The 23,979-nt window shown below is 72.2% G+C and carries 19 protein-coding genes; 14 read left to right on the plus strand and 5 right to left on the minus strand.

The window, feature by feature from the left end:
* Window positions 1-133: 133 nt before the first annotated feature.
* A complete protein-coding gene (locus HNR10_RS25725; RefSeq protein WP_179827863.1) occupies window positions 134-892 on the plus strand; it encodes a DUF11 domain-containing protein in 759 nt (252 codons plus the stop codon).
* A gap of 129 nt (window positions 893-1,021) precedes the next feature.
* Entirely contained in the window at window positions 1,022-1,984 is a 963-nt protein-coding gene (locus HNR10_RS25730) for an LPXTG cell wall anchor domain-containing protein (protein WP_179827864.1), read from the plus strand.
* An 82-nt stretch (window positions 1,985-2,066) separates the two neighbouring features.
* On the opposite strand, the gene HNR10_RS25735 is transcribed toward HNR10_RS25730, so the two are convergent.
* Window positions 2,067-3,299: a DUF349 domain-containing protein gene (locus tag HNR10_RS25735; protein WP_179827865.1), complete on the minus strand. Its 1,233-nt coding sequence runs from the start codon at window positions 3,297-3,299 to the stop codon at window positions 2,067-2,069.
* A 437-nt stretch (window positions 3,300-3,736) separates the two neighbouring features.
* Here HNR10_RS25735 and HNR10_RS25740 point away from each other — a divergent pair, with 437 nt between their 5' ends.
* Window positions 3,737-4,414 carry an MBL fold metallo-hydrolase gene (locus HNR10_RS25740; protein WP_179827866.1) on the plus strand — a complete coding sequence of 226 codons (678 nt, stop codon included), beginning with the start codon at window positions 3,737-3,739 and terminating at the stop codon, window positions 4,412-4,414.
* Window positions 4,415-4,557: 143 nt separating this feature from the next.
* The gene (gene aspS / locus HNR10_RS25745; RefSeq protein WP_179827867.1) at window positions 4,558-6,330 is read left to right on the plus strand and encodes an aspartate--tRNA ligase; all 1,773 of its coding nucleotides are present in this window, start codon (window positions 4,558-4,560) and stop codon (window positions 6,328-6,330) included.
* 74 nt (window positions 6,331-6,404) lie between these two features.
* Here the strand turns inward: aspS and HNR10_RS25750 are convergent, their stop codons facing one another.
* Both HNR10_RS25750 and HNR10_RS25755 read right to left on the minus strand, forming a co-directional pair.
* Window positions 6,405-7,556 carry an IS30 family transposase gene (locus tag HNR10_RS25750; protein ID WP_376769805.1) on the minus strand — a complete coding sequence of 384 codons (1,152 nt, stop codon included), beginning with the start codon at window positions 7,554-7,556 and terminating at the stop codon, window positions 6,405-6,407.
* A 191-nt stretch (window positions 7,557-7,747) separates the two neighbouring features.
* Window positions 7,748-7,888: a hypothetical protein gene (locus tag HNR10_RS25755; protein ID WP_179827869.1), complete on the minus strand. Its 141-nt coding sequence runs from the start codon at window positions 7,886-7,888 to the stop codon at window positions 7,748-7,750.
* Between the two features lie 590 nt (window positions 7,889-8,478).
* Here HNR10_RS25755 and HNR10_RS25760 point away from each other — a divergent pair.
* The 3 genes from HNR10_RS25760 to HNR10_RS25770 all read left to right on the plus strand — a co-directional run bounded on the left by HNR10_RS25760 (window position 8,479) and on the right by HNR10_RS25770 (window position 12,545).
* Window positions 8,479-10,545, plus strand: coding sequence for a SpoIIE family protein phosphatase (locus HNR10_RS25760; protein WP_179827871.1), 2,067 nt, complete (start codon window positions 8,479-8,481; stop codon window positions 10,543-10,545).
* A 9-nt stretch (window positions 10,546-10,554) separates the two neighbouring features.
* Window positions 10,555-11,970, plus strand: coding sequence for a replication-associated recombination protein A (locus tag HNR10_RS25765; RefSeq protein WP_179827873.1), 1,416 nt, complete (start codon window positions 10,555-10,557; stop codon window positions 11,968-11,970).
* An 83-nt stretch (window positions 11,971-12,053) separates the two neighbouring features.
* Window positions 12,054-12,545 carry an SRPBCC domain-containing protein gene (locus HNR10_RS25770; RefSeq protein WP_218898025.1) on the plus strand — a complete coding sequence of 164 codons (492 nt, stop codon included), beginning with the start codon at window positions 12,054-12,056 and terminating at the stop codon, window positions 12,543-12,545.
* 27 nt (window positions 12,546-12,572) lie between these two features.
* Here HNR10_RS25770 and HNR10_RS25775 read toward each other — a convergent pair whose 3' ends face one another.
* A complete protein-coding gene (locus HNR10_RS25775) occupies window positions 12,573-14,129 on the minus strand; it encodes a serine/threonine-protein kinase (RefSeq protein WP_179827875.1) in 1,557 nt (518 codons plus the stop codon).
* A gap of 379 nt (window positions 14,130-14,508) precedes the next feature.
* On the opposite strand from HNR10_RS25775, the gene HNR10_RS25780 reads away from it, so the two are divergent.
* From HNR10_RS25780 to alaS, 4 genes are all read left to right on the plus strand, one after another.
* Window positions 14,509-14,904: a DUF948 domain-containing protein gene (locus HNR10_RS25780; RefSeq protein ID WP_179827876.1), complete on the plus strand. Its 396-nt coding sequence runs from the start codon at window positions 14,509-14,511 to the stop codon at window positions 14,902-14,904.
* Entirely contained in the window at window positions 14,901-15,200 is a 300-nt protein-coding gene (locus HNR10_RS25785) for a hypothetical protein (RefSeq protein ID WP_179827878.1), read from the plus strand. Before HNR10_RS25780 ends, HNR10_RS25785 begins: the two co-directional genes overlap by 4 nt.
* Window positions 15,201-15,322: 122 nt before the next feature.
* Window positions 15,323-15,970, plus strand: a complete 648-nt coding sequence (locus HNR10_RS25790) for a hypothetical protein (RefSeq protein ID WP_179827880.1) — start codon at window positions 15,323-15,325, stop codon at window positions 15,968-15,970.
* 420 nt (window positions 15,971-16,390) lie between these two features.
* Window positions 16,391-19,063 (plus strand): alanine--tRNA ligase, encoded by a 2,673-nt coding sequence (gene alaS / locus HNR10_RS25795; protein WP_179827882.1) that lies wholly within the window; start codon window positions 16,391-16,393, stop codon window positions 19,061-19,063.
* Between the two features lie 545 nt (window positions 19,064-19,608).
* On the opposite strand, the gene HNR10_RS25800 is transcribed toward alaS, so the two are convergent.
* On the minus strand, window positions 19,609-19,758 hold the full coding sequence (locus HNR10_RS25800) for a hypothetical protein (protein ID WP_179827884.1): 150 nt from the start codon (window positions 19,756-19,758) through the stop codon (window positions 19,609-19,611).
* Here HNR10_RS25800 and ruvX point away from each other — a divergent pair.
* From ruvX to HNR10_RS25815, 3 genes are read left to right on the plus strand one after another with little or no spacing between them, the layout of a single operon-like run.
* Entirely contained in the window at window positions 19,750-20,253 is a 504-nt protein-coding gene (gene ruvX, locus HNR10_RS25805) for a Holliday junction resolvase RuvX (RefSeq protein ID WP_179827885.1), read from the plus strand. The genes HNR10_RS25800 and ruvX overlap by 9 nt on opposite strands.
* Window positions 20,237-23,113 (plus strand): endolytic transglycosylase MltG, encoded by a 2,877-nt coding sequence (gene mltG / locus HNR10_RS25810; RefSeq protein ID WP_179827887.1) that lies wholly within the window; start codon window positions 20,237-20,239, stop codon window positions 23,111-23,113. The genes ruvX and mltG overlap by 17 nt, the downstream gene beginning before the upstream one ends.
* 16 nt (window positions 23,114-23,129) lie before the next feature.
* The gene (locus HNR10_RS25815; protein WP_179827889.1) at window positions 23,130-23,966 is read left to right on the plus strand and encodes a shikimate dehydrogenase; all 837 of its coding nucleotides are present in this window, start codon (window positions 23,130-23,132) and stop codon (window positions 23,964-23,966) included.
* Window positions 23,967-23,979 lie beyond the last annotated feature (13 nt).

Here is a 23,979-nt window from a genome sequence, read left to right on the forward strand (position 1 = left end):
GGTGACGGAATCCCGCCCGGGGGCGGGCGGCCCGAGCGGCCGCCCGCCCCCGGCGTGTGTGCGACTCCCGCGTGACTACGACGTGTTAGGACATATACACGTAGGGTCATTTCGCCATGCGGAGGAGTGCGCCGTGGGAGTCTCAGCGGTGATGTCGGCGATGGGACTGGCGGCGATGATCGCCCTTCCCACCGCCCAGCCAGTGGCCGAGGGGGAGGACCCCCGGGACGCCGAGGTCGTCCCCGGTGCGGGAAACCTGCACGTGACGGTCGAGGACGACGTGGAGGAGCGACTGCGCCCCGGAGACCGCGTGCACTACACGATCCAGGTGCGCAACTCCGGCTACGAGGCGCTGCCGGACACCCAGATCGTGCAACTCCTGCCCTCGGGGATGCGCCACGTGTCCGACTCGGGGGAGGGCGCCGTCGACGCCGAGGCGTCCAGGGTGGTCTGGGAGCGGTCGCTGGAACCCGGCGAGCGGGCGAGCCTGACGGTGACGACCGAGGTCGCGTCGCGCCCGGAGGGTGCTTCACGGACCGCCACCACGGTGTGCCTGCGGCCGGAGGAGGGGGCGGCCCTGGTGGCGTGCACCGCGGCCGTCCACCGGGTCCACGGCGTGGTGCCGCTGGTGTGGGTGGTCGCCGGGCTGACCCTGATCGCGGTCGTCGCGGCGGGGGTCGGCGGGCTGGTCCGCTATCGGGGTTCCCGGAGTCCGCGCCCGCAGCCGGACCCCGACTCGGGGTCCACGCCGGTGCCCGATCCGCAGCCGGAGGCGGAGCCCGGGTCGGAGTCCGGGCCGGGGGAGCCCGAGGCCGAGGGATCCGGCCCCGGGCCCAAGGTGCGCACGTTCCCGGGAGCGGCGCCCGTATACCACCTCGATGCGCATCGGTAGTCGTCCAGTCATCTGTGTCCGTTTTTGAGGGAAGTCGGCAGACTCGCCCTGTATTGGCGGGACATCAGCCGCCATAATGTCACTATGGGTGCACGACCTGATGCTTTGAGTGATTTCTCTGGAGGGGTCATGACCAACATCAACACCCGAGCCCTGATCCGGTCGGCGGCGGTGTCGGCCGGCGCCGTGATCGCCGCACCGTTCCTGTGGGGTGCGGTTCCTGCCCTCGCCGACTCCGCGGAACAGCAGAGCGCTCCGCAGCCGATGAGTGCGCAGTCCGAGCAGTTGATCGCCGACGCGCTCCAGGACGCGGTCGAGGTCCATGTGCCGCAGATCGACGTCCAGGTGCCACAGCCCCAGGCGGTGGAACCCGAGGTCCGCGCGCCGGAGCCCGCCACGGTGCCCGAGCCCGCCGCCGCACCGGAGGCCGCCGCCACGAGCGGCAACGCCGACCAGCCCTCCTACGACGGGGACGACGGCTACGGCCCCGGCGACGGTCACGATGGCGATGACGGTCACGATGGTGACGACGGCCATGACGGCCATGACGGCGATGACGGCGATGACGGTCACGATGGTCACGATGGCGATGACGGCCACGATGGCGACGATGGTCACGATGGCGATGACGGCCACGATGGCCACGATGGTCATGACGGTCACGATGGTGACGACGGCCATGACGGGGACGATGGCCACGATGGCGATGACGGCCATGACGGCGATGACGGCCACGATGGCGACGATGGTCACGATGGCGATGACGGCCATGACGGGGACGATGGCCACGATGGTGACGACGGCCACGACGGCGATGACGGCCACGATGGGGATGACGGTCATGATGGTGACGACGGCCATGACGGGGACGATGGCGACGATGGCCACGACGGCCATGATGGGAAGGACGGGAAGGACGGCGACGACGATGGTGCCGGGAGCGTGAACGGCGTCAGCGGGGGCGACGACGGCGAGGTCCTCGCGCAGACCGGTTCCTCGGTGGCCGTTCCGGCGGTCGGCGGGCTGGTGTCCGTCCTGACCGGTGTCGGCGCCATGATCTTCGGGCGCCGCCGCACGGAGACCGAGGGCTAGACCGGGGCCCGCACAAGGAAAGGGGCACGAGCGATGGCGTGGCACGTGACCGTGCCATCCGCTCGTGCCCCTTTCCGTGGGGTCAGCTCATCTCGCTGAGCGCCTTCTCCGCCTCGACGAGCCAGGCGCGCCGGGCCTCCAGAGCGGCCTCGTGCTCCTTGATCCGGCGGGTGTCGCCGCCGGCCCGGGCCTTCTCCAGCTTGGCCTCCAGACTGCTGATCGCCTGGGAGAGCTGGTCGACCGTGTCCTTGGCGCGGGCACGGGCCTCGGGGCTGCTGCGCTCCCACTCGGCGTCCTCGGCGCGGCGCACACCGTCCTCGATCTGCCGGAAGGCGCCCTCGAGCTGGTCGCGCACGTCACGCGGCAGGTCACCGGCCTCCTCCCAGGCCTCCTGGTACTCGCGCAGCCGGGCGCGGGCGCGGCGGGGGTCGTCGATCCCGGAGATCTCCGCCTTGGCCTCGGCCAGGATGCGCTCCTTGGCGTCGGCGTTGACCCGCAGCTCCGCGTCGCGCTCGGCGAACGTGGCGTTGCGCGCGTCGAAGAAGGTGTCCTGGGCGGCCTTGAACCGCGCCCACAGCTTGTCCTCGCTGGCACGGTCCGCCCGACCGCTGTTCTTCCAGCGTTGCATCAGGTCGCGGTACGCGCGGGCGGTGGGCCCCCAGTCGGTGGAGTGGGCGAGCTCCTCGGCCTCGACGACGATGCGCTCCTTGTCGGCCCGGACCGCCTCGCGCTCCTGGTCGAGGTTGGCGAAGTAGGCCTTGCGCCGCTTGGAGAAGGAGTTGCGCGCCGCGGACATGCGCTTCCAGAGCGCCTGCTCGGTGGGCCGGTCGGCCCGCGGGGCCTTCTTCCACTCCTCGATGAGCTGGAGCATCCGCTCCCCACCGGTCTTCCAGTGGGTGGTCTCCACCGCGACCCGCTCGGCCTCGGCGACAATGCGCTCCTTGATCTCGCGCGCCTGCCCGCGAGCCTGCTCCTGGGCCTGCTTCTGTTCGACCTTGCGCTCCTCCGCGCGGCCGGACAGCGCGTCCAGCCGCCGGGAGAGGGCGTCCAGGTCGCCCACGGCGTGCGCGTCGGTGACGGCGGTGCGCAGCTTGTCGATGGCGGCCATCGCGGCGGAGGCCGACAGGTCGGTGCTGCGCAGCCGCTTCTCCAGCAGCTCCACCTCAGTGACCAGGGCGTCGTACTTGCGGCGGAAGAAGGCCAGCGCTTCGTCCGGCGCCCCCGCCTGCCACGATCCGACGACCCGCTCGCCTTCGCTCGTGCGCACGTAGACCGTGCCGTCGTCGTCTACGCGGCCCCAAGGGTCCGTGGTCACCGTGTCCTCCTGCTGTCATGAACCCGGCCGAGGTCGGGTTCGGGTCGTCGCGACGGATCGCGCCGGTCCGTGATGGGAACCATCGTGCTCAGCACGATATAGCCATACGATTCGGCGGTGAACGACGCGCCGTGTCTCACAGTCTGCGCAGATCATGGGTCTGCTGATGCGCCTTCGTGCGTCCGGCCGACGCGGGACCCCGCGAGTGGGCGGGTCAGGGGCGTCAGGGCACACGACGACGGTGACCAATATGGCATTACCACGCGCTCTGGCAAAGAGGCCAGACGGGCGCGGTGATCGAATGGTGATGAAACGAGCCGTTCCCGCGATCGGCCGGTCGCCCGATCTCGGTACCCTCGGCAACCAGGGACCACGCGGGGCGAGCTCCGCCGCGTGTGGCCCGAGACGACCCGTACCCCGCAGGAACAGGACCACCCGTGCTCATCGCCGCGCTTCCCACCGGCCCGCTCGCCGCGAACTGCTATGTGGTCGCCCGGGCCGCGGGCACCGACTGCGTCATCGTCGATCCGGGCCAGGAGGCCTCCGAACAGGTGGCCAAGGTGCTGTCCGAGCACGACCTGACCCCCGCCGCGGTGCTGCTCACGCACGGGCACTTCGACCACGTCTGGTCGGCCGCCGACCTGTGCGAGCGCCACGGGGCCCCCGTCCACCTGCACCCCGCCGACCGCGGGCTGCTCACCGAGCCCGCCGCCGGCGTCGACCAGGGCTTCGCCGCCCAGCTGAGCGCGCTGCTGGGCCCGGGCCCCTACACCGAACCCGCCGCGGTGGTGGAGGTCGCCGACGGCGGGACCCTCGCACTGGCCGGGATGGACTTCTCCGTCGAGCACACCCCCGGGCACACCCCCGGCTCGGTCGTCTACACCGTGTCCACCGAGGACGGGGTACCGGTCATGTTCGCCGGCGACCTCGTCTTCGCCGGCTCCATCGGCCGCACCGACTTCCCCGGGGGCGACCAGGAGGACATGGGCCGCAGCCTCGCCGGCGCCGTCCTCGGCCGCCCCGACCGGACGCAGATCCTGCCGGGCCACGGTCCGGCGACCACGGTCGAGCGCGAACGCGCCACCAACCCCTACCTGCGCGGCCTGTCCGCCTGAGGCCGCGTCCCGAAAACGGGAGGCGGTGCGCACGGCGGTTGACGGTAGGATTCCAGGTGATCAAGAGGCATTGTTCCGGCCGGTCCCAGTCAGGGTTCCCCGGCGTCTTCGCCCAGCCGTGTAGTTAGTGGACTTGGTAACTCATGCATCGTTACAGGACTCATTCGTGTGGTCAGCTCCGCAAGGAGCACGTCGGGCAGCAGGTGCGCCTCTCCGGCTGGGTGCACAATCGCCGGGATCTCGGTGGTCTGCTCTTCGTCGACCTGCGTGACCACTACGGCGTCACGCAGCTCATGGCCCGCCCGGAGTCTCCGGTGTTCGAGGAGCTCAGCCGTCTGCCCAAGGAGACGGTGATCCGGGTCACGGGCGAGGTCGCCGCGCGCAGCGGCGAGAACGTCAACCCCAACCTGCCCACCGGCGAGATCGAGATCGACGCCGCCGAGCTGGAGGTCCTCGGCACGACCGAGGAACTGCCCCTGACGGTCTTCCCCGAGGACAACACCTCCGAGGAGCGCCGCCTGACCTACCGCTTCCTCGACCTGCGCCGCGAGCGGATGCACCGCAACGTCATGCTGCGCTCGCAGGTGGTCGCCTTCATCCGGCAGAAGATGACGGACCTGGGCTTCCACGAGTTCCAGACCCCCATCCTCACCAGCTCCAGCCCCGAGGGCGCGCGCGACTTCCTCGTCCCCTCGCGCCTGCACCCCGGTGAGTTCTTCGCCCTGCCGCAGGCCCCCCAGCAGTTCAAGCAGCTGCTGATGATCGCCGGGTTCGACCGCTACTTCCAGATCGCGCCGTGCTTCCGCGACGAGGACAGCCGCGCCGACCGCTCACCCGGCGAGTTCTACCAGCTCGACGTGGAGATGAGCTTCGTCGAGCAGGAGGACGTCTTCGAGGTCATCGAGCAGGTCATGACCGACGTCTTCCGCGCGTTCTCGCAGGACTGGGAGATCACCTCGCCCTTCCCGCGCGTGGCCTACCGCGACGCCCTGGAGTGGTACGGCACCGACAAGCCCGACCTGCGCGTGCCGATGAAGATGCTCGACGTCACCGAGCTGTTCGGCAAGACCGACTTCCGCGCCTTCGCGGGCAAGAAGGTCCGCGCCCTGGCCGTTCCCGAGGTCGGCGACAAGCCGCGCAAGTTCTTCGACGGCATCGGCGACTACGCCGTCGAGCAGGGCGCCAAGGGCCTGGCCTGGCTCAAGGTCGGCGAGAACGGCGAGCTGACCGGTCCCATCGCCAAGTTCGTGACCGAGATCTCCGACGAACTCCTGTCGGTGCTGGGCGCGGGCCCGGGCCACGGACTGTTCTTCTGCGCCAGCGAGGACGAGGACGAGATCAACCGCATCATGGCGCCGGTGCGCGTCGAGGCGGGCAAGCGGGCCGGACTGGCCGAGGAGAAGGTCTACCGGTTCTGCTGGATCGTGGACTTCCCGATGTTCGAGCGCAACGACGACGGCCACATCGAGTTCAGCCACAACCCGTTCTCCATGCCGCAGGGCGGGATGAAGGCGTTGGAGACCGAGGACCCGCTGGACATCCTCGCCTGGCAGTACGACATCGTCTGCAACGGTGTGGAGCTGTCCTCCGGCGCCATCCGGAACCACTCGCCGGAGATCATGTACAAGGCCTTCGACATCGCGGGCTACGACAAGGACTCGGTCGAGGCGGAGTTCGGCGGCATGCTCAAGGCGCTGAAGTTCGGCGCCCCGCCGCACGGCGGCATCGCCCCCGGTATCGACCGGATCGTGATGCTGCTGGCCGACGAGCCCAACATCCGCGAGACGATCGCCTTCCCGCTCAACCAGAACGCGCAGGACCTGATGATGGGCGCACCGGCCGCGGTGTCCGACCAGCAGCTGCGCGACGTGCACATCCGCACGGTCGTGCCGCCCAAGGAGACCAAGCGCTCCTGAGCGGCCCTGCGCGCCGGCCCGACGGGGCCGCCCCCTGGAGCGGCGGATTCTAAGGGTTGTTGCAACACCGATGATTAGCTGCTCGTTGGGAGGAGCTTGGCGAGGCGCTCGGCTGGGGTATCCCAGCCGAGCGTTTTGCGTGGGCGTCCGTTGAGCTGGACCGCCACCGCCTCCAGATGCCCGGCCGAGTGCACGGACAGGTCGGTGCCCTTGGGAAAGTACTGGCGCAGCGGCCCGTTGGTGTTCTCGTTGGAGCCCCGCTGCCAAGGGCTGGCCGGGTCGCAGAAGTAGACCGGGATGTCGGTGGCGGCCGTGAACTCGTGGTGACGGCCCATCTCCGAGCCCTGGTCCCAGGTCACCGACCGTGTCAGATGCCGGGGCAGGGTGCGGACCGTGGCGGCCAGAGCGTCACGGACCTGTTCGGCGCCGCGCCCGTGGGGCAGGTGCAACAGCATCGTGTACCGGGTCGAGCGCTCCACCAGGGTCCCGATGGAGGAGGCGCTGTTCGCGCCGATGATCAGGTCGCCCTCCCAGTGGCCGGGCACCGCCCGGTCGGCGACCTCGGGCGGGCGCTCGCTGATCATCACCATGGGATGGGCGAAGCGCGGCTGGCGCTGCTGCACCTGGCGTCGGGGCTTGCGCCGGGCGCGTCCTGAGCGCAGTGCCGCGGCCAGCTCCCGGCGCAGCTGGCCGCGGCCCTGCACGTACAGGGCCTGGTAGATCGTCTCGTGGCACACGTGCAGCTCGCTCCGGTCGGGGAAGTCCCGTTTGAGCCTACGGCTGATCTGCTCGGGGCTCCATCTGGCGTCCAGGAGCTGCTGGATGAGGGTGCGCAGTTCGCCGTTCAGGGCGATCTTGGAGGGTTTGGGGCGCGGACGGCGGGCCTCGGCGCGGGTCTGGGCGGCGTGGGGGCGGTAGTGCCTCCTGCCGCTCCGGTCCGCGGTGGCGTTGCGGCGCAGCTCCCGGCTGATCGTGGACGGGTTTCGGCCCAGTTCGGCGGCGATGGCCCGCACGGAGGCGCCTTCGCGGTCCAGGTCGGCGATGTGCAGGCGCTCATCGCCGGTCAGGTAGCGGGACGGGCCCGAGGCCGGTACCACCGCGGTCACGGGTGGTACCGGCCGCCGGCCGTCGTTCTCGGCGCTGCGCCCGTTGCGCCACTTCCTGCCGGTACGGGGGTCCACGCCCACGGTCCGGCAGGCTTCGGTGTTGCTGTAGCCCTGCTTCATGAGCTGCAAGTATGCCGCTCGTTCAGCGGAGAGCTTCTTACGTCCCTGCGGTGTTCGGTTCTTGCGGATCTCGAAGTCCATCGCACCCCTTGGGCTGGGGTGTTGCAACCACCACTAGAACCCAAGGATGGGGGGCGGCCCCGCCGCCGTGTGGCCGGGGCGCGGCTCGAAGACGGGGCCGGACGGTGGGGTCAGGGCTTTCCCGCGCCGCAGCGCTGGCAGCAGATGTCCTCGTCGTCGGGGTTGCTGTGGGTGCACAGGCGACAGGTCCAGTTCCAGGTGGTGCCGTTCAGCGGCGGTACCGCTCCGGCGTTCTCGCGTACCAGGTACATGGGATGTCCTCGGGGTTCGGCGAGTGTGCGAACTGATGGGTCGGTGCCCGGTTTATCCTGTCTTGAACATGCCACATTCGGTCACATCGACATATCCAGCGGATACGGGTCGAAATTCATGGGAGTGAACACGGCCGATCCTGGACACGAAGGGCCCGCCCGGATGCGAACGTCGCCGCCATCCCTTACCGTTGGGGGCGAATCACCCCACTCGCACCACGAGTCGCACGTGCCCTGGAGTGAGCGCCGTGCACCACTGGAACCGCCTGTGCCGGCGGTCATTGTGGGGTCGGAGTGCATTGTGCGGTATTCAGTCACACGAGCGTAACGATTCACGCCCTGGGGTGCGTCCAGTGCCGGCGGGAGTGTGGAATTCGGCGCTCACGCATTTCACTGGCGAGGCTGTGAGTCCGGAGTTCAACGAGGTCGGGGACGTGTCGGCGGACCGAGGTCCCCACAGCCCACCCGTTCCCCTCCCCGGATCGCGCCTGCCCCGGACACTAGAATGATCCGAATCGGTACGCGCACAGGGGTGACCGCGCCTGGACGCGGGTGTGCGACGTCCGAGACGACATGAGGATGAGTCATACGTGAACGGAAAACGCGCCTCAGGCGATGGCTCCGAGAACGCGCTCGCGGAGGCGTTCTCCCATGCCCCCGAGCCCATGGTGCTCACCCGGGACGACGGCGCGATCCTGCACGCCAACCAGGCCTTCACCGATCTGTTCGGGCGTGAGGCCGCCGACCTCGTCGGCCGGGCGTGGTACGACCTCCTCGAAGGCGACGACGTCCACCGGGGAAGCGTCGCCCACTCCGAGGCCCTCGCCGGGCAGGGCGGCCAGCGCGTGCGCCTGCGCCTGGCCCTGGCGGACAAGAGCGTCCTGCTGGCCGAGGCCGACCTGCGCCCCCTGCCGCCGGTCAACGGCGACACGCCCGACTCCGCGGGCGGTGTGGTGGTGCTGCTCCACGTGCTCTCCACCGAGGAGGCCGACCTGCGCGTGGTCGGCGAGCTGCGCACCGACAACTCCGACTCCGTCCTGTGGAGCCTGGACCTGAGCACGGGGCGCCTGCACGAGCTGTTCGGCCCCACCCCGCTCGGCGCGCTGCTGGCGGGCAGCGACCGCGAGCTCGAACGCATCCTGGAGCGGGTGCACCCCGACGACATCGCCCGCGTCCGCGACGCCATGTCCGCCTCCTTCGCCGGACGCGACTACGAACAGCGCTTCCGCGTCTTCGACCGGCTCGGCGACGAGCGCTCGCTGCACGTGCGCGCCCGCTTCGTGCCCGGCCGGCCCGACCGGCTGGTCGGCATCATCGACGACGTCACCGAGCACGTCCAGCTGGTCCGCCGCCTGGCCGACCGGCGCCGCACCGAGGCCGAGCACGGGCGCCTGGTCACCGAGCTGTCCTCCAAGCTGGTCTCGGCGACCACCGTCGACAAGGTGATGGACCTGCTCAGCGAGGAGTTCCTGCCGATCTTCGGCGGGATCCAGGCCATCGCGCTCTACGTCGAGGACGGACTGCTGCGGGCCTCGCCCAGCGGCCGGCTCACCTCCAACGTCAACCGCATCGACGGCCGCCGCGCGGACGACACCGACTACCCCATGGGTGCGGTCATCCAGGACCGCCAGCCCCGCTTCTTCGAGTCCCGCGCCGAGGTCATCAGCCGCTTTCCCGCGGCCGAGGTCCTCATGCGCGACTCGGTGACCAAGGGGCAGGCCTGGGCGACCGTGCCGATCTTCGGCGACGGCAAGGTCGCCCTCGGCGTCTGGCAGATGGTGTGGGGCCGGCCCCACCACGCCAGCCGCGACGAGCGCGCCCTCATGCTCACCTTCGCCGGCCTCGCCGGGCAGGCCCTGCAGCGCATCAAGGCCCAGCAGGCCGAACTGGAGCTCGCCGACGCCGTGCAGCGCCGCATGCTGCCCCGCCAGGTCGCGCGCTTCCCCGACATGGACATCGCCACCAAGTACCTGCCCTCCCGGGCCGACTGGCGCATCTGCGGCGACTTCTACGACGTCATCGAACTGCCCGGTGACAAGGTCGGACTGCTCGTCGGCGACGTCCAGGGGCACGGTGTGGAGGCCGCCGCGGCCATGGGGCAGATCCGCGTCGCCTTCCGCGCCTACGCCACCAACCAGGCCGACCCCGGCGTGGTGCTGGGCGAGACCAACCGCCTGCTCACCGAGACCGGCGAGATCGTCTTCGCCACCTGCGGCTACCTGGTCGTGGACCGCACCACCGGCGTCATGCAGGCCGCCTGGGCCGGGCAGCCGCCCGTCGTCCTCGCCGCCGACGGCCGCTACGACCTGTGGGAGCCGGAGACCGGCCCGCCCCTGGGCGTGCTCCCGGACACCGAGTACACCGTCACCACGCGCGTCCTGGAGCCCGGCACCACGCTGCTGCTGTGCTCCGACGGGCTCGTGGAGAGCGCCGAGGTGCCCATGCAGGACGGGTTGGCGCAGGTCGGCGAGGCGCTGGCCGCCCACGCCGACGATCCCGAGGCCGCCGCGCAGGTCCTGGCCGAGATGGCGCCCGCCGGACGCGGCGACGACATCGCGCTGCTCATCACCCGGATGGCCAAGCCCGTCGGACACGTCCCCGAACAGGCGGCCGCCGACGTACAACCGCGGGGCGAGGTCTCGCCGAAGAGCCCTTAGTCTCGGTGGGTGTCCGAAACACTCTTTGACGATGCCGGGTCCGAAGCCGCCAAGGGCCAGGAACCACTCGCCGTCCGCATGCGGCCGCGCACCCTGGACGAGGTCGTGGGCCAGCAGCACCTCCTGGGCCCGGGCAGCCCGCTGCGCCGCCTGGTCGAGGACGACGCGCCCATGTCCGTGTTCCTGTGGGGGCCGCCCGGGACGGGCAAGACCACCCTGGCCAGCGTCGTCAGCCGTGTCACCAAGCGCCGGTTCGTGGAGCTGTCCGCCGTCAACGCAGGCGTGAAGGACGTCCGCGCGGTCGTGGAGGAGGCGCGGCGGCGCATGGGGATGCACGGGACCCGCACCCTGCTGTTCGTGGACGAGGTCCACCGCTTCAACAAGACCCAGCAGGACGCCCTGCTGCCCGCCGTGGAGAACCGCTGGGTGAGCTTCATCGGCGCCACCACCGAGAACCCGTTCTTCTCCGTGGTCAGCCCGCTGCTGTCCCGGTCGCTGCTGCTGACCCTGGAGTCGTTGGACGAGGACGACGTGCGCGCCCTCCTCGACCGCGCGCTGACCGACGAACGCGGCCTGGGCGGGCGCTACACGCTCACCGAGGAGGCCGCCGACCACCTCGTCCGACTGGCCGGAGGCGACGGCCGGCGCTCCCTCACCTACCTGGAGGCCGGCGCCCTGGTCTCTGGACCGCCCCGTCTCCCGCCACCGGCCGGGGGCACTTCGAGTGGGGGAGGTCCACCCTCAACGGACGCCTCCGGCGCAGAACCCTCCCCCGTCTCCGAACCCGTCACCATCACCGCCGAGCACGTCGAGCGGGCGGTCGACCGGCACGCGGTGCGCTACGACCGCTCCGGCGACCAGCACTACGACGTCATCAGCGCGTTCATCAAGAGCATGCGCGGCAGCGATCCCGACGCGGCCCTGCACTACCTGGCCCGCATGTTCGAGGCGGGGGAGGACCCCCGCTTCATCGCCCGCCGGATCGTGGTGCACGCCAGCGAGGACGTGGGCATGGCCGACCCCACCGCATTGCAGACCGCCGTCGCCGCCGCGCAGGCGGTCGACCTCATCGGCATGCCGGAGGCGCGCATCAACCTGGCCCAGGCGGTCATCCACATCAGCCTGGCGCCCAAGTCCAACGCCGTGATCTCCGCCGTGGACTCCGCCATCGCCGACGTGCGCGCCGGACGGATCGGACAGGTGCCGGGCCACCTGCGCGACGGGCACTACAAGGGCGCCGCCGAGCTCGGGCACGGCAAGGGCTACCGGAACGCGCACGACTTCCCCGGCGGCGTCGTGGACCAGCAGTACGCGCCCGACGAACTCGTCGACCGCCAGTACTACCGCCCCACCGCGCACGGCGCCGAACGGCGCTTCGGCGAGGTCCTCCAGCGTATCCGGGGCGTCGTCAAGGGCGGCCGCTGACCCCCGGCGCCCAGGTCGCCCCGGCGCCATCGGGGTAGGAACACTCGTGGGCGACCGCCCGGCAGCGCACGGGGGTGAGCGCGGTGGCGACCGACACGCGTCTGACGATGACCCTGCCCGGCGACGACCAGATCCTGGTGACCGCGGAACTGGCCGTCCCGCCGCACCGCGCCTACCGGGCCTGGACCGCGCCCGATCTCGTGCACCGCTGGTGGGCCGGGCGGGGCGGGCGGACGACCGACGTCCGCATCGACCTGCGCGTCGGCGGGCGGTGGCGGTACGCGATGGAGGTCGAGGGCGACGAGATCGCCTTCCACGGGTACTTCCGGGAGATCGTGCCGGGCGAGCGGATCGTGTCCACGGAGGTCTTCGAGGACCCCGCCGGGTACCCGCGGACCGAGGAGGAGCTCGTCAACACCGTCACCTTCACCGGGACCGCCGCCGGCACGCTGCTGACCCTCCTGGTCCGCGCCCGCACGCGCGCGCAGAGGGACCGGATCGTGGCCCCGGACCTGGTGGACGAACTCCGCGAGCGGATGGAACTCCTCGAACGGGCGGCCGCCGCGCCGCCGTGAGCGCCGGCCGCCCGGACCTCGGCCGCCTCAGTTGGTGAAGCGCTCCACGACCGACACGATCTCCCTCGGGCCCTCGCCCTCCGCCTCGGCGAAGGTGACCTCCACGATCACCACCGGGCCCCAGGACAGGTACTCGATGAAGTCCTGGCCGGTCAGCTCCCACGTACCGCGCCCGTCCTCGTCGATGAACACGTGGTCGGGGGCGGCGCAGAACTTCGCGCACAGCACCTCGGCGTCGGGCGCGATGACCGCCTCGCCGGGCTCGCCCGCCTCCTCCCACTGCCCGGCCCACTCGTCGTGGCTGGGCACGCCCTGGCCGGTGATCGGCTCACCGCTCTCCTCCACGGGGTGGACCACCGGCGTGTACACCCAGGGTCCGGTCTCCGGGGACTCCTGCTCGGCCGGGTCGATGCGGACGACCATCGTCAGGTCCTCCTCCGGCTCGGACTCCTCCGCGGCCGCCTCCTCCTCGTCGGCGACCTCCGAGACCAGCTCCTCCTCCGGTCCCTCGCCCACGAGCTGGGCGACGCCCCACACCCCGGTCCCGACCAGGCCGAGCGCCAGGGCCGCGGTCCCCGCCAGGAACAGCGCGCGCGTGGGCCGGCGCCCGGACAGGCGGCCCTCCAGCCGGATGACCTCGGGCACCCGAGCGGGCGGCTCGACCGCGTGCCACTCGCGCTCCAGGATCAGCGCCAGTTCGTCGCGGCCGGGCGCCGGGGCGTCGTCCGCGTTCTGCGCCTGCCAGACCGCGATGACGGCGCCGGTGACCTCGCGCAGGCCGGGGCGCTCGTCCGGATCGGGGGACAGGGCGCGGCCGACCACGGGCTGCAGCCCCTTGGCCAGGCCGTCGAGGTTGAAGGCGCCCCGGGCGGCGCGCTCGGCGATCTCGTCGGGTTCGCCGGTCCCGAAGGGCAGCCGGCCGGTGCCGGCGAAGGCCACGACGGCGCCCCAGGCGAAGACGTCGGCGGCGGGCGTGGCCACGCCGCCGCGGTAGCGCTCGGGTCCGAGCCACGTGGCGCCCGACCCGCGCAGCCGTGCCGCGGAAGCGGGGACGGCGCACTCCATGATGTGCGGGCCGTGCGACTCCAACAGGACCTCGCTCGGGCGCAGCGACCCGTGCGCCACCCCGCGCGCGTGCAGGGCCGCGAGCCCTTCGGCCAGGCCGGTGGCCAGCGCGATGAGCTTGCCGGTACCCAGGCCGCCGCGCTTGGTGACGTAGTGCGAGAGCCGCTCTCCCGCGAGGTAGGGCATGGCCAGCCACGGCGGGTTCGCGTCACTGTCGAAGGCCAGCGGCGTGACCACGCGGGGCGAGTCGACGGAGGCCAGGGCGCGCAGGCGCTCGGCCAGCGCCGGATAGATGTCGGGGGAGTCCAGTTCGGGGGCGCGCAGGGTCTTCACGGCCACGAGGCGGTCGGCGGAAGCGGCGGAGGAGGCGTCCACGGCCGCGTAGACCGTGCCGGTGGACCCCTGGCCCAGCCTGCCGAGGACGAAGTACGGGCCGATCCGTGCGGGGTCGTCCGGGTACAGGGGCGCCAGGTCCGGGGGGACCAGTACGGAGATCTCTCGGGGAGAACGTGGGCTCATGGGGGTCCTGTCGGTGCTTCTACGGCCGCGGGTCGGCGGAGTGTCCGGACATCGTAGTGAAGATCCCGCTCTGTAGTGATTGTCCTGGAGGGACGCCCGAACGTCGATACGCGTGTCCCGGATCGGCCAACTCGTTCACGGGTCGCGACGCGGATGTGATCGACGGACACCGTGGCGTGCCCGCCCGGACGACCCCTGGACGCGATAGGGTCGGCCGAAACCGGACCGGGCGGTGAATCCGACGCTCGGCACCGGTCCCTCTCGGGAGGCCGGACCCGGCGCAGTCGCCGGTCCCCCCGACCCCGGACGCACCCCCGGACCGAGACGGCGGGGGACCCCGTCCCGACTAAGAAGCCCTCTATCTGCCCTCGGAGCACGCATGCTGACCGGAGTGGACGTCGCCGCGCTCATCGCCGCGGTGGTCTGGGCGGTGCTGGCCACGTTCCTGTGCGTGGCGCTCGTCAGACTCATCAAGCTCATCAACGCGGCGACCCGGGTCGTCTCCGACCTGGGCGACCGCACGCCTCCGCTGCTGGAGGACGTCGCCTCCACGGTGGAGCGCACCAACACCTCGCTCGAACGGGTCGAAGAGATCACCGCCAACATGCAGGCCACGTCGGAGGACGTGTCCACGGTCACCGCGCTGACGCGGTCGGTGGTCACCGGGCCCCTGGTCAAGGTGGCCTCGTTCTCCTACGCCGTGCGCCGCGTCCTCGGCGAGCGCCGCACCCTGGCGCTCGTGCGCAGCCGCCGCCGCAAGGAGGCCCGCCGGTGATCGGCCGACTCTTCTACCTCGCCGCCGGCGCCGCCCTGGGCGGCTACGCGGTGCACCGGTTCAACCGCGCCCGCCGGGCCATGAGCCCGGGCGGCCTCGCCGACCGGGTCGAGGGGCAGGTCACCGAGTACCGGGGCGCCCTGCGCGAGCTCAACGAGGACCTGGCCGACGCGGTCCGCGACCAGGAGGCCGAACTCCTGCGGCGGTACGCGCCGCGCAAGGGGCGGCGCGCCCTGCCGGAACCGGACGCCGACGGCCGGTTCCAGTATCAGGCGCCGTCGCCTTCCTCAGGCTGAGCCCGGTCGCGTGTCGGAGCGAGTGCGGGTTTCGCGGAGGCGGGTGGAGGTAAGGGATAAAGGAATTACCTAGAGTGATGATAATATCGCTCTAGGTATTGTCCCTTGCTCCGGAAGGTGCCATGAGTTTCACGAAGCGATTCCTGTGTCTTGCCGCCGCGGCCACCGCGACCGTTCCCTTGGCGGTGGGCAGCGCCCAGGCCGCCGACTGGTCGGGTTACGACGGCATCGAGAGGTTCGAGGCCGAACTGCGGCCCGTGACGGTCAACAACTCGGAGGCGTCCGGGACCACCACGGTCTGGCTGGACGGCAACACCGCGCGGGTGCGCATCGAGGTCGACGAGATACTGGCCGACCATCCCCACGCGCAGCACATCCACATCGGAGGGCGGGGGGAGTGCCCGACCGACTACGACGCGGGCATTCACAACGGGCGGCGGGCCCTCAGCACGGTCGACGGGCTGGACGCCTACGGGGCCGTGGAGACCTCGCTCACCACGGAGGGCGACACCAGTGCGGACAGCGGCCTGGCCGTCGACCGCTTTCCCACCGCTCCCGGCGGGGCCTTCACCTACGACCGCACGTTCGACCTCAGCCAGGCCGCGGCGGACGCGGTTCGCGCGGACAACGCCGTGATCGTGGTCCACGGCATCGACTACGACGGCGACGGGACCTACGGTGACGTCCTCGGCGCCAGTGAACTCGACCCGGCCCTGCCCATGGAGGCCACCAACCCGGCCGCCTGCGGCCCGCTGCACATGAAGCACTGACCGTACGGGCCGCGAGGGCGTGAGTGCCCTCCCCGGCCGATACCGCGCGGGCCGGTGGACCGGTGAGTCGGTCCACCGGCCCGCCGATGCGCTCGGGCCGGCGCCCGATCGCCCGATCGCCGGGCTCCCCCCGATGGCCCTCCCCCTGCGCACGGCCGGACTCCTGGCGCCGGGCCGGGGCCGCCGTGTCCGCGAGGCCCGCCGGGGACCCGCGCGGTGGCCAGCGACGATAGCCTTGGAACAACGCAGCCGCCGCCGTTGTCGTCACCAGAGCGGGTCTCCGGCGGCCGCCGCAAACCACGCGCGCCGGTGTGGCGGTTCCCTCTACGATGGGCCACCACCGAGCACACCACACGACGGTCCCGCCCACGGGACCCCCACGTCGCCCCGGGCGGCGCAGCCAAGCACAGGAGGGCATCAATGGAGACGGCAGAGATCGCGCGCCGCTTCCTCAGTTTCTTCGAGAAGAACGGACACACCGTGGTGCCCTCGGCAAGCCTCATCGCCGAAGACCCCACGCTGCTGCTGGTGCCCGCAGGCATGGTCCCGTTCAAGCCCTACTTCCTGGGCCAGCGCACGCCCGACTACAGCACGGCCACCAGCGTCCAGAAGTGCATCCGCACCAAGGACATCGAGGAGGTCGGCAAGACCTCCCGGCACGCGACCTTCTTCCAGATGCTCGGCAACTTCTCCTTCGGCGACTACTTCAAGGAGACGGCGATCCCGCTGGCGTGGGAACTGGTCACCACGCCCGTCGAGGACGGCGGCTTCGGTATCGACCCGGAGAAGCTGTGGGTGACCGTCTACCTGGACGACGACGAGGCCGCGGAGATCTGGCGCGACAAGGTCGGCGTGCGCCCCGAGCGCATCCAGCGCATGGGCATGGAGGAGAACTACTGGTCCATGGGCGTGCCCGGCCCCTGCGGCCCCTGCTCCGAGATCTTCTACGACCGCGGCCCCGAGTACGGCGTCGAGGGCGGTCCCGAGGCGGACGAGAACCGATACATCGAGATCTGGAACCTCGTCTTCATGCAGTACGAGCGGGGCGAGGGCGGCGACAAGGGCGGCTTCCCCATCCTCGGTGAGCTGCCCAAGAAGAACATCGACACCGGCCTGGGCCTGGAGCGCCTCGCGGCGGTCCTGCAGGGCGTCGACAACATCTACGAGACCGACATCATCGGCCGCGTCCTGCACCGCGCCGCGGAACTGACCGGTACGAGCTACGGCGACGACCACGACCACGACGTCATGCTGCGCGTGGTCGCCGATCACGTGCGCAGCGCCGTGATGCTCGTCGGCGACGGCGTCAAGCCCGGCAACGAGAAGGCCGGATACGTCCTGCGCCGCATCCTGCGCCGCTCCATCCGCAACCTGCGCCTGCTCTCGGGGGAGAGCGACACCCTCTTCCTGCACGAGCTGACCACGGTCAGCATCGACGCGATGAAGGACATCTACCCCGACCTGCTGGACAAGGCCGACGTCATCCACGGGGTCATCGACAACGAGGAGAAGAACTTCGCCGACACCCTGCGCGCGGGCACGGCGCTCTTCGGCCGCGCGGCCGAGCGCACCCGCCAGGCGGGCGGCACCCAGTTCTCCGGCTCGGACGCCTTCCAGCTGCACGACACCTACGGCTTCCCCATCGACCTCACCCTGGAGATGGCGGCCGAGCAGGGCCTGACCGTGGACGAGACGTCGTTCCGCGAACTCATGCAGCGGCAGAAGGACACCGCCAAGGCCGACGCCAAGGCCAAGAAGCTCGGCAACGCGGACGTCTCGCTGTACGCGCGCCTGCTGGAGGGCGCCGGGCGGACGGAGTTCCTCGGCTACACCGACTCCGCCAGCGAGTCCCAGGTCAAGGGCCTGGTCGTCGGCGGCGTCGCCGCCCCCGCCGCGCGCGCGGGCGAGAAGGTCGAGATCGTCCTGGACCGCACCCCGTTCTACGGCGAGAGCGGCGGCCAGCTGGCCGACACCGGCACGCTGACGGTCGACGGCCGCGGCGTGGTGGACATCGAGGACGTCCAGAAGCCGCTGCCCGGCCTGTTCGTGCACCGGGGGACCGTGCGCGAGGGCGAGATCGTCCTGGACGACACCGTGCACGCCTCCATCGACACCGGCCGCCGCCGCGCGATCGAGCGCTCCCACTCCGCGACACACCTCATCCACTCGGCGCTGCGCAACGCGCTGGGCCCGACGGCGGGCCAGGCCGGTTCGGAGAACCGCCCCGGCCAGCTGCGCTTCGACTTCACCGCCGACAGCGCGCTGGGCACCGAGCGCCTCAGCGAGGTCGAGGAGGAGGTCAACCACGTCCTGGCCGGGGACATCCCGGTCCGGACGGAGGAGAAGAGCCTGGACGAGGCGCTGAAGATGGGCGCCCTGGCCATGTTCGGCGAGAAGTACGGCGACCGCGTGCGCGTGGTCGAGATGAGCGACTACTCCGTCGAGCTGTGCGGTGGCACCCACGTGGGCTCCACGTCCCGGCTGGGCATCGTCAAGCTGCTGGGGGAGTCCTCGATCGGTTCGGGCGTGCGCCGCGTGGAGGCGGCGGTGGGCGTGGACGCGTTCAAGCGCCTGTCCAAGGAGTCGGCGCTGGTCGGACAGCTCTCCGAGCAGCTCAAGACGCCCCGCGAGGAACTGCCCGAGCGCATCGACACCATGGTCTCCCGGCTGCGCGCGGCGGAGAAGGAGATCGAGAGGATGCGGGCCGCGCAGGTGCTCCAGTCGGCCGGGAAGCTCGCCGACGGGGCGCGCCGGCACGGCTCGGCGCTCGTGGTGGCCGAGTCCGCGCCCGAGGGCGCGAGCGCCGACGACCTGCGCACGCTGGTCCTGGACGTGCGCGGCCGCCTCGGTGAGGACGAGCCGGTGGTCGTGGCGATGACCGCCGTGCCCAAGGACCGCCCGGTCGTGGTCATCGCGGTGAACAAGGCCGCGCAGCGGGCCGGGATCAAGGCGGGCGAGCTGGTCGGCATCGCGGCCCGCGCGCTCGGCGGCGGTGGCGGCGGCAAGCCGGACATCGCCCAGGGCGGCGGCAAGGACGTCGGCAAGGTCGACGAGGCGCTGCGCGCCGTGGAGGCGCGCGTGGCGTCGGCCTAGCCGACGGCGACGCACACACCTGACGGGGGCGGGACCACGCGGTCCCGCCCCCGTTCGTGAATTCGCGATCTCGCGGGCCGCACGATCGCGTGACCGTGCCGATGTCCGTGGGCGCCCGGTCGGCGCGCCGCGGTCGGCGGTGCGCCGGAGCGGACCACACCGCCCGCGGGTGTGGCGAGTGGTGCGCGGTGCGTGACCCCACCCCGTGCTACCTGGGCGGTCCCGCCCTCCACGCCGCCCGGCGCGAGCCCTCCGCCGGTGCCGTCGGGGAGCGCCGCCCCCCGAACGGCCACCCCGGGAGAGGCAGACCGGGCACCGTCCGCCGCCCCGTGCGGGGCTCCCACGGGCGCGCGGTGGGCCCTTGCATGCCCCAACGTCCCACTCGGGTGGCTTACACTCTGACGGGTACGTGCCCCGACCCGGTCCCCGTCGCCACGCGTACGCCTGGCGATCAGCGGGCCCTGCGGAGCACATGAACGACGGCGACGCCCAGCGAGGCTGCGCACCGTCATCGAATCGGGCATACTGTGGCGCGTCACAGCCGATCACACGGCTGTCTGCGCGGCCGCGCCCGCGATCCAGCTGATGAACAGGACCACCGTGTTGAGGATTTCCCAGCCGCGGTGCCGTGCCTTCGACGGCACTGCCCGCCCGTGTACCGTCCCCGGGTCGTGGGAGACGTCCTCTTGAGGCATGGTGTGCGCCTGGCGATCGACCCAGGCAACGCCCGGATCGGGGTCGCCGCGAGCGACCCCAGTGGTACGCTCGCGAGCCCGGTGGAGACCGTGCGGCGCGGCAGGGGCGACCTCGACCGGATCGCCAGGCTCGTCGTGGAACGGGAGGCACGCGAAGTCGTCGTGGGCCACCCCGCGTCCCTGTCCGGCGAGGAGGGACCGGCGGCCCGGTCCGCCCGCGCGTTCGCGAACACCCTCGCCAGGCTCCTGGACCCGATCCCCGTCCGGCTGGTGGACGAACGACTCACCACCGTGACCGCCCAGGGTCAGCTGCTCTCCGGCGCCTCCTTCGGCAGGAAGGGCGCCAAGGGCGGCCAGGCGCGCAGGTCCGTCATCGACCAGGCCGCGGCCACGGTCCTCCTCCAGAGCGCCTTGGACCAGGAACGGTCAACAGGCCATCCCCCGGGCGAGATCGTCCGCTCCAGCCAAGGAGACTCCGATGAACGACAGGGATGATTACCCCGATAATCCCTACCGTGGGCGGGCTGACCGCGAGGGCGGCTACGACTACGACCCGCTGACCGACCCGCTCGCCGCGCAGCCGCCGTCGCGCGGACGCCGGGCGCGTCCGGGCCCGCCCGACGCCGGCGGCCCCGTCGGCCCGCCGAACACGTCCACCGGTGAGTTCCGTACCCCCCAGTACGCACCGCGGCCGGAGGACCACTACGACCCGCTGGGCCCGGGCGGACCCCCGCCCACCGGACGCCGCCACCGGACGGCCGAGCCGCAGGGCGAGCCGCCGCGACGCACCGGCGCCGCGCCCCAGGGCGATCAGACCCGCAGGGGCGGCGCGGCCGAGGCCCTGCGCGGCAGCCGCGCCGCGCGCTCGGCCGCACAGCGCCAGGGCGGCGGCCCCGCCGCGCCCCAGCCTCCGGCCGGTGGCACCGGCCCCCTGCCCGCCCCCGGCGCCGCGCAGCCGCCCACGGCACAGCCGCCCGGTACGCCGCCCCCCGGCGCACGCCAGGGCCGACGGCCCGCGCCGCCGGACCCGACCCAGGACGGGCTGGCGGCGCTCGCCGGTCTGGGATCCCCCACTCCCTCCGCCCCGCAGACACCCCCCGCAGCCGAGGCCCCACAGCCGCCGGTCGAACCCGAGGAGCCCCCGCGCCGCGGGCGCCGCGCGCGCCGCGAAGCCCCCGCGCCGGGCCCCGCCGACGCGCGCCCGGAGGCGGGCGCCTTCGTCGAGCCCGACGAGCCGGTCGGCCGCCGCGCCCGCCGCAAGCGCGCCAAGCGGGCACCCGACCCGGACGAGGGCGGCTTCTTCTCCGACGTCCCCGAGGACGACAGCGTCTTCGACACCGGTGCGTTCCCCGGGGTGCACCAGTCCGCCGACACCGGCGCCTTCGCCGTGGTCAGCGAACCCGAGGACAGCCCCCGGCGCGGACGCCGCCGCGGCCGCGATCCAGAACCGCCGCCGCAGGAGGAGGAGCCCCGGGGGCGCCTCGGCCGTCGCAAGCGCGCCCGTCGCACGGAGGAGCCCGCGCCCGACGAGGGGGCCTTCCTCGCCGACGCTCCTCAGGAGCCGGCCGCCTTCGACCCGGACCCCTTCGAGCAGGGCGCCCCGGTCGAGTCGGGTTCCTTCGAACAGGTGGAGGAGCCCCGGGGCCGGGCACGTCGCGGCCGTGGCGGCCGCCGCCGCGGCCGCGCCGCGCAGACGCCCGACGAGGGCCACGCGACCGGGGAGGCGCCCGTCGAGGCCTTCCGCGACGAGGAGCCGGTCGGCCGCCGCGCCAGGCGTGCCCGCCGGACGGAGGAGCCCGCGCCCGACGCCTTCCTGGCCGACGCCCCGCAGGAGCCGGACGCGGCCGACTCGGGCCCCTTCGAGCGGGGACCCTTCGAGTCGGGTTCCTTCGAGCAGGTCGAGGAGCCCGTCGGCCGCCGCGGCCGGGCCACCGGCCCGGGCGAGGAGGATGAATTCGCCCCGAGCGAGGCGCCCGTCGAGGAGCCCGAGGACGAGGAACCGGTCGCCCGGCGCTCGCGCCGCAGGCGCGGCAAGCCCGACGAGCCCTTCCGCCGCCGTCGCAGGCGGGGCCGGGGCCGTCGCGCCTCGGACGGGTTCGACGTCGAGGACCCGCGCGAGGAGTACGTGCCCGAGCCGGAGCCCGAGCCGGAGGCTGACGAGGACGAGCAGGACTACTACGCCGAGTACGAGGAACCGGCGCTCGACGACATCGCCGCCGCCTACGGCAACAGCCGGCGGCAGCGTGAGATGAAGCGGCGCGCCAAGCAGGCCCGCCAGCGCAAGGGCGGATCGGGCAAGGCCCGCCGCAGGCGCGGCGGCAAGGGCATGATGATCGCGCTCGTGCTCGTGCTGGTCCTCGTCGTCGTGGGCGGCGGGTACGGGGTCGTGCGCACCTACGTCTTCCCCGCCGACTACAGCGGCGAGGGCAGTGGCGAGGTCGTCTTCACCATCGAGCAGGGCGACACCGGCACCGCCGTGGGCGAGAACCTGACCGACGCGGGGGTCGTGGCGAGCACACGGGCCTTCACCAACGCCCTGGACGCGGTGCCTCCGGAGGAGCTCGGTGAGGGCCTCGTGCCCGGCAGCTACTCCCTCGCCGAGGGCATGAGCGGCGAGAGCGCGGTCACCGCGCTGCTGGACGCGGACAACCGGCTCGGCGGCCGGGTCACGGTCCGCGAGGGACTGCGCTCGGAGGACATCTTCGAGCACCTGTCCACGGAGCTGGGCATCCCCGTGGCCGACTTCGAGGAGGCCTACGCCGACGTCGACAACCTCAACCTGCCCGAGTACGCCACCGCCGGTCCCGAGGGCTACCTCTTCCCCGAGACCTACAGCTTCGACGCGGGCACCGAGGCCGGAGTGGTGCTGCGGACCATGGTGTCGCACTTCAACCAGGTCGCCGAGGAGATCGAGCTGGAGGAGCGCGCCGCCGCCATCGACCGCGACCCCAACGAGATCATGGCGATCGCCTCCATCGTGCAGGCCGAGACCGGCAACGAGGAGGACATGCCGCGCATCTCCGCCGTCGTGCACAACCGGCTGGCGCTCGGCATGGAGCTCCAGATGGACAGCACCTGCTTCTACGTCCTGGGGGAGCACGGCACCTTCCTCAACGACGAGCAGCGCGACGCCTGTGAGGCCGATCCGCAGGGCTACAGCACCTACGGCATGACCGGACTGCCCGAGGGGCCCTTCGTGCCGCCCGGCCAGGAGGCCATCGAGGCCGCCCTGGAACCCGCGGACGTGGACTTCCTCTACTTCGCGCTGATCGACCCGGAGAACGGGGAGACGGGCTTCTCCTCGACCCTGGAGGAGCACAACCAGATGGTCGCCGAGAACCAGGCCGAGTGGTAGGGAGCACGGGACAAGCATGACTCTGGCACGCGCGGCCGTCCTGGGATCGCCGGTGGCCCATTCGCTCTCACCGGTCCTGCACACTGCGGCCTACGCGGCGATGGGGCTCGACGACTGGTCCTACGACCTGTTCGAGTGCGACGAGAAGGGCCTGGCCCCCTTCCTGGAGGGGCTCGGCCCCGAGTGGCGCGGCCTGTCGCTGACCATGCCGCTCAAACGGCGGGCCCTGGACCTGGCCGACGAGGTCACCGACCTGGCCCGCCAGGTCGGCGGCGCCAACACCCTGGTGCCCCGGGGCCGGGGCTGGTCGGCCCACAACACCGACGTCTTCGGGATCGCCACCGCCCTGACCGAGGCCGGGGCCGGGGCGCCCAGGGACGCGGTGGTGCTGGGGGCCGGCGCCACCGCCGCCTCCGCACTGGCCGCCCTGTGCGAGCTGGGTGTGCGCGAGCCGGTCACCGTCCTGGCCAGGGACACCGGCCGGGCCGGCGAGGTCGCCGACGCCGCGCGACGGCTCGGCCACCCGCTGGAGGTCGCCCCGCTGACCGACATCGGGGCCCACCTGGATGTCGACCTGGTGGTCTCGTCGCTGCCCTCGGGCGCGGCCGACCACTACACAGGGCACCTGGCGGCCTCCCGCGCCGACCTGTTCGACGTGGTGTACGCGCCCTGGCCCACCCGGGCCGCGGAGGCCGTCGCCGCGCGGGGCGGCCGCGTCGTGGGCGGTTTCCCGATGCTCCTGCACCAGGCCGTGGCCCAGGTGCGCCTCATGACCGGTGTCGAGGACGTCCCCGTGGCCGCGATGCGCGCCGCGGGCGAGGCCGAGCTGGAGCGCCGCAGGGCCGCGGCCTGAGCGGTCCGGGCGC

Origin of the sequence: Nocardiopsis aegyptia, from assembly GCF_013410755.1 — a bacterium.
GTDB lineage: Bacteria > Actinomycetota > Actinomycetes > Streptosporangiales > Streptosporangiaceae > Nocardiopsis > Nocardiopsis aegyptia.